This window comes from Ruegeria sp. YKSF131 (assembly GCF_059612645.1).
On the sequence record NZ_JBXWQZ010000109.1, the window covers coordinates 1 to 6123 of the forward strand.

The window sequence follows — 6123 nt, forward strand, 5'->3', positions numbered from 1 at the left end:
CGAAGGCGCTGCATTCGGTAGTATGACCTCGGAAATTCCGAATGCACTCGCTGCATCTAGCTCTCAAGGCTACTGTAGCTCGGGACGAGTTTTGCCAATGCCGTTCAGTGAATGATAGTCTGCTCTCGGGAAACGACTTGAACTTTGCAAAGTCCGCATCCTGCGCATCTCAGACCTTCGCGTGAACCCCAGGTTCCTCAGTGAGGCCCTTTGCGGGATTGAGTAATGCAAAGGGCCATAAACGTGACAAGTTAGATGAACTGGTTGCGATACGCGACAAGCTAGAAATCGAGGGCATTAAGTTTGGGACACTACCGGAAAAACGTTCGCTCACACCAGGTGACATCCATCTAGTCGGATGACGCATCTGCTGTATCGGGTTCAATCGACCCTTGGTGAACTACGCAGCTCTACAAATCAAACATTTAATCGAGAATGGTCTAGCTGAAACAGCGGCGCAGAACTGCCTCGGCATCGAAGCGCCGCAGTACTCAGCACCAAGGTCAGCGATGCGCAGAAAGCAGACTTTGCAAAGTCCGGTTGACCACATTGTCCACCAAAGGCGACAGTTCTGCTTCGCGACTGGGCTATACATAGCCCTCAAAGCGTATTGTTTGCGGGACTTCAGTTGCACCGTTTTCCTGAGCGAGTAGGGCGCGTGCTGACGAAAAGGTAGCAAGCGCAAAAAGAACAAGAAGGGCCTTTATCATCGTAGCGCCTCGGATCCGGGTTTTGAACTTGGGCCGGGGTTCACAAATGATCGCCCCGGCCAGCGTCAGGGCAAACGAGGTAGTTCTTGCCCTGAAACATCGTACTTTCGCCTAATTTAGAAGATCACCGACGATGCCGACGGCATCGACCACGGTAGACAGGTCATTCGTAACTTCGAGGACTTCGTCATCGACCAGAATGTAGCGGTTTCCTTTGCCCGGCTCCCCAAGCTTCCATTTGGAAAGGTCCCCAATATCCTCGAACTCCAGGTCAGATGGGAGCTTGGCACCGCGCGTGTAGCGCTTGATCTGTCCAGGTGGTACAGCTTTTGGGCCTTTGCCGGGTTTGTCTTCTATCTGAATGCTGACATCACCGTTCTTGCCCCCCTTGTTCGGCTTTTTACCCTTGTTGTCTTTGGCATGGGCATCGCTGCCTCCAAGGATGAAAAACACAACTGCTAAGGCTGCAAGAATTCCGTATGCAATCTTCATAGATTGTTCCTTTGCTTCCCAACTTCATTCGACCGGCGTTGAAAATTCCGGCACGCGCTTGATCTCTCTTAGTTGCCCTTTGGCACACCCCTTAGTGACTGCCTTCACCCCGCATTAGAAAACGATCCGGGTTCTTAGACCGAACAGGGTAATCCGGTCCTGATCGGGATTTAGAAGCGGGTCGGAAATGAATTGTACCGATGGCGTGATCTGCAGTCCGGGTGAGATTGAAAAGCGGTAGAAAGCTTCAAGCGTGAACTGATCGCCATCTATGCCTCTTGCTTCGGCCCAGTTTAGGCCCAGACCGGCCAAATCGGTGTTGCGACCATAGTAACCGAGACCGGCAGAAATCGACCGTTCATAAAGCGCTGCGGTTCCCTTCGAGGCCCCTGCACGGAAGAACGGCATCCATTTATTGTCAACAAACCATGCGGCGGAAAACGCTGCGCCGTAATCTTCTGCTCGACTGCCATCGTCAGCCGCATCCGCATGCCAGAGGGTCAGATGGATATTGTCGAAGTAGATGCGATCAAAGCCGGACGTGTACCCAAGTTCGAGCGACTTGAAGAGATTGCCGTCGCTAAACACATCAAAGTTTGGATCGGACGGGTCGGCGTTTGCGTCTGATACGCTGGCAACGGCGTAGAGGTTCTCGCTCAGCTTTACCCCACCGGCAATACCAAGGCCTTGGTTGGGCGTGTTGATTGTCGGGTTGGTATTGAAAGACAGGTTTTGAAAACCACTGTAGGGGCTTACCAACCCGTAGATATCCACAAAGTCCGTTACATCAATCTGGCCGACTTGCAGCGCCCACGACCCATTCTCAGCCCTTTGGGTCCAGAACAAATTGGTCAGAAGCAAACCGTTGTCATTGAAGGCTGTTCCCGTGATTGAAAGGGCTCCGCCATCCAGCCCGAGAAATTGCGGAGCAACGTCAGTATAACTGTGCCTGTCTTCGATCTTGAATGTCAGAGACCCCCGTTCAGTTGCCTGCCAACTGCCGTAGAACCGCGCAATTCCGCTGGCTGCTTCGCCGGTTCCCAGATCAGCATCCGTGGTTTGGCCCAATGCCAGGTAGTCAATGTTGAACCGAAAACCACCCTCAGCCAGTCGGTCTTTCCACTGAAACCAACCCGGTGCGATGTTGCGTGGAAAATCGGAACGATATTGCGGATCGGTGAGCCCGTCTCCGGGCGCAAGATCGGCTTCGACTGAAGATGGCCCGGATAGTCCCTGAGCCGACGCTGCGCCAGCAAATGCAATGCTCAATGCGGCAACCAGAAGTCTTATCATTTTGACGCCTGTGCCCCACCGGTCTTGCGATTTCCTGCCGCGCGGATGCGATCAGCAGCACGCTGCTTCCATTCCAACCTGTCTGCCTCGGTTTCCAGAGTTTCGACACGTTCCGCCTCTAGCTGGAAAGTCGCATTCATAGGCATGAGGCCATCCACAACCATCATATTATGAACGGAAGGATCGATAGTCAGCGTGCCTGTCAGCCGAACGGGTTCGTGGAAATAGCTAGGCGCCCAGTCCCCGTTCAACCGCACACGGATCATCTGGTTAGGCGGAGGTGGAGGCATGTGGCTGCACATCCCTCTTTCTGGCACCAAATACGCCACAGGCCGGCCGTCCGGATCGCTTGGAGCAGGAATGGCAAAGCCCGCGAGTGTGATTGTTCTGCCGTCGAATTGCGGGTTTCCGCTCGTTCCAGCCTTTCTTCGACGTTCAGTCACAACCTCGCGCTGATCGAGTAACCAGTCGACGTCAATTCCGTCTGACACCAAGGCGTCTTCGGTCTCTGCTAAAAGCAATTGCCATTTCTGCCGTTCTTCGGCGCTGCCAACCTCCTGCTGCAACCTGCCGCGTATACGCACAACGAAAAGAACATCGTCGAACTGTTCGGGGCTGAGTTCACGATAGGGGTCATCAAAGACCTGCGCAGACGGATCTGGCAGATCTGCCCAGTCCAACGCGGTTCCAGGCGTCGCCGCAGCATCATAACCGCACAAAACCAACCCTGCGAATACTGCGGAGCAAAACCAATTTCGCATGAATGCTCTCCGGCTGCTTTATCTGGTCAATCCAGTGTGTTTTTGTAGATCACACCGTCCTTCATGATCAGGCGGATTGTTTCCGGGCTGTCCGGCCTCGGGTCCGCACCGAACCACTGATCGCCTGTTCCAACGACAGAGAAGTCTTCGAGGGGGTTGCCGTCTATCAGCAGGATGTCGGCATAGGCGCCTTCTTCGATCACACCCAGTTTGCCTTCCGGATAGGGGTTCATGAAATCACCGCTAAGTGCCGCGATCTCGCCACCTACCGAAGTTAGGGTTACCATCGACGCATAGGGGCCGAAGAAATGGTTATTCAGATGTTTCTCGTAGGCGATCTGGATGTTGCACGCTTCGACCGAGCCGACGCAATCGGTTTGGAAACCGCGCGGCGCCGGGCATTCCTTCATACTTGGAATGTAGGCTTCGAAGGTCGCCGAGGCCGATTTGGCCTTCCTCAAACTGTTGGGGTTGTTTTTCACGGAAGGAACATCAAGTAGGCCTGGATCAAATGCTGTGATGTTCGTCGTGATGTACGCTCCTTTTTCTTTCATCAAAGCAGAAATCTCGCAGTCAAAGTGAAATCCGTGTTCAATGGTTCTGACCCCTGCATTCAGGGCATTGATGATCGCTTCTTTGCGGTAGGAATGTGCCATGACATAGGTGCCGTACTCGTTGGCAACCTGAACAGCGGCCTCGATCTCTTCTTTCGAACCGGCGAGCAACTGCCATGGATCGAATGCCGAAATCACCCCACCTGATTGCATGAACTTCAATTGCGTGGCACCCATGCGCAGGTTGTTGCGGCCATACATGTAAATTTCGTCAACACCGTTGACCTGTTGGGCCATATTCAGAGTCCCAAAGTTGGTCACCCCACCCGGCGGAGATGTGAAGGATGCGAAATCGGCGTGACCACCACGTGTTCCGAGAAATGCCCCGGAAGGATAAAAGCGGGGGCCGACGATCTGGCCGGCGTCAATTGCGCGCCGCAGCCCGCCGCCAGCGCCCCCGGCATCGCGAACGGTCGTGAAGCCCTGCATCAGGTACATTTCGGCCATCCGGGTCCCGTGGATGGCGAAATCCTCCCAGGTCGAGTTGGTTTCCATCTCGGCAATCGATGGCCCCATGAGCATCAGGTGCGCGTGATTCTCTATAAAGCCCGGTGTCAGAGTGCGCCCACCGCCGTCGATAACCGTCGCGCTCGGCGCATCAATGGCATCGGTTGAGACGGACTTGATCAGATTGCCCTCGACCAGAACACTGGCATTTTCAATGCGTTGCTCATTCACACCGTCGAAGACATGCACGTTGGTAAACAGCGTTTGGGGTTCTTCTTGATCCTGAGCCTGCGCGGTCGCCGAAAAAGAAAGAACTGCCGCGACAATTGCCGTCGAGCAAAGAGACATTCGTAAGCCGGACATAAGTACTCCCTTCATATTCATGTTTTGCCAACTATAGTCTGGAATTCATTGGCTCGGTTGCCCCTTTTGAATTAGGATGTACGAATGTGACTGCAAAAATGGCCACTTCTTAAAGCTAATCCAACAAGGGTTATGAGCTTGCCTTTCAACTCCACCTCCCGAGAGCATAGCGAGGGCTTTGTTCGCCTCTCTTTAGCCGCTCCCTTTCTGCAATATCTCACCGAACGTAAGATCAATCCGCAACCAGCATTGGATCAGGTCGGCTTGAAAGCTGAACTGATGACTAACCCATCCGTGTTCGTTCACTCCGAGTTGGTTTACGGCTTGGTAAATGCTTTCTCAGAAGTATCAGGGGATCGATACCTAGGACTGAATGTAGGGGAAGCGTTTGACCTACAAGGATGGCTGCCCTTCGCTCAAGCCTTGCAATCTACAAAAACGCTGTTCGAGTTTTTTACCCGCTTTGTTGAGCTCGTGCCGCAGGAGTCCAATTCTGTGCGGCACAGCCTTGTCATTGAAGCAGACAAAGCGACTTATCGTATCGAGAGGCAACAGGAACCAACCGTCCCACCCATTCAGGTGACCGGTTTTGGTGCCGCAATCTATGTACGCCTATTGCAGACCGTCGTCGGAGAGTCCTGGGACTCTTCCCGTGTGCGATGGGAAAGCAGATACATCAATGGGCTGCCTATCGACTACAAAGGGATCGAGGTTGGCCTTGGGACTGATCCCGGAATGCAAATTAGTTTTCCTGTGGAATGGTTGTTTTTGCACCACGTCTCTGAGGGTTCTGCCAAGCCCATAGCATCACTTCGACAAGATGAAGAAGTAACCGTGGTGGCAGCTTTGCGATCTGTCTTACGCGACAAACTGGATGAAACCGATTTGGGACCAGAGATGGTGGCTGGAATGCTGGGAATACAACCGGAACGGTTTCTGAAAGCGCTTCAAAAACAAGGCACAACGCTACCGCGCGAAATCAAACGGCTGCGTATCGATGTCGCCAAGGAGCACCTCAAACAAAACCAGATGACAATTGCAGAGATCGGACTGATGCTCGGCTATTCTGACAAGTCCCATTTCACTCGCTTTTTCCGAGGTCAGACCGGAATGACACCGACCAAGTTCCGAAGCAAGTAAATGTGGTCGAGCCAAATGAACGCTTCGAAGATTAGGTCCTCGTGGGATCAGTTCGGAGAAGTTGTAGTGCGACGTTGAACAGGTTAGTCGACGACATGAATGGTTGGTTGCCACCGCCGATACAACCTCTGCAACTGGCCGTTTCGTTGTGTATTTCGGAGTTAGCAAAGCTTGGTTGCGAAGGTCCGCTTCGGGCTTATTTTGTTGAAAAACTCGGGCTTGATCGGTTGGTAAGTTGCTGATTCAATTCTTCCTAAAGGGAGGGATCAGCCATGATGGGACCGAGACAGGAAGCGCAAGCGT

General features: G+C 53.2%; 5 protein-coding genes. 1 reads left to right on the forward strand and 4 read right to left on the reverse strand.

What is annotated here, in order from left to right; genetic code table 11:
- Positions 1-821: 821 nt before the first annotated feature.
- The 4 genes from AC2FLZ_RS21510 to AC2FLZ_RS21525 all read right to left on the reverse strand — a co-directional run bounded on the left by AC2FLZ_RS21510 (position 822) and on the right by AC2FLZ_RS21525 (position 4695).
- Complete coding sequence (locus tag AC2FLZ_RS21510; RefSeq protein ID WP_170337130.1) at positions 822-1202, reverse strand: hypothetical protein; 381 nt, start codon at positions 1200-1202, stop codon at positions 822-824.
- Between the two features lie 114 nt (positions 1203-1316).
- Positions 1317-2495 (reverse strand): carbohydrate porin, encoded by a 1179-nt coding sequence (locus AC2FLZ_RS21515; RefSeq protein ID WP_170337128.1) that lies wholly within the window; start codon positions 2493-2495, stop codon positions 1317-1319.
- Positions 2492-3256 carry a DUF3299 domain-containing protein gene (locus AC2FLZ_RS21520; RefSeq protein ID WP_170337125.1) on the reverse strand — a complete coding sequence of 255 codons (765 nt, stop codon included), beginning with the start codon at positions 3254-3256 and terminating at the stop codon, positions 2492-2494. Before AC2FLZ_RS21520 ends, AC2FLZ_RS21515 begins: the two co-directional genes overlap by 4 nt.
- 26 nt (positions 3257-3282) lie before the next feature.
- Complete coding sequence (locus AC2FLZ_RS21525; protein WP_234900806.1) at positions 3283-4695, reverse strand: amidohydrolase family protein; 1413 nt, start codon at positions 4693-4695, stop codon at positions 3283-3285.
- 117 nt (positions 4696-4812) lie between these two features.
- On the opposite strand from AC2FLZ_RS21525, the gene AC2FLZ_RS21530 reads away from it, so the two are divergent.
- Positions 4813-5820: a helix-turn-helix domain-containing protein gene (locus tag AC2FLZ_RS21530; protein WP_496882754.1), complete on the forward strand. Its 1008-nt coding sequence runs from the start codon at positions 4813-4815 to the stop codon at positions 5818-5820.
- Positions 5821-6123: the final 303 nt, after the last annotated feature.

Coding starts and splice junctions, on each gene's coding strand:
- AC2FLZ_RS21515 (WP_170337128.1), bottom strand. CDS start 2,495: ATGATAAGACTTCTGGTTGCCGCATTGAGCATTGCATTTGCTGGCGCA.
- AC2FLZ_RS21510 (WP_170337130.1), bottom strand. CDS start 1,202: ATGAAGATTGCATACGGAATTCTTGCAGCCTTAGCAGTTGTGTTTTTC.
- AC2FLZ_RS21530 (WP_496882754.1), top strand. CDS start 4,813: ATGAGCTTGCCTTTCAACTCCACCTCCCGAGAGCATAGCGAGGGCTTT.
- AC2FLZ_RS21525 (WP_234900806.1), bottom strand. CDS start 4,695: ATGAAGGGAGTACTTATGTCCGGCTTACGAATGTCTCTTTGCTCGACG.
- AC2FLZ_RS21520 (WP_170337125.1), bottom strand. CDS start 3,256: ATGCGAAATTGGTTTTGCTCCGCAGTATTCGCAGGGTTGGTTTTGTGC.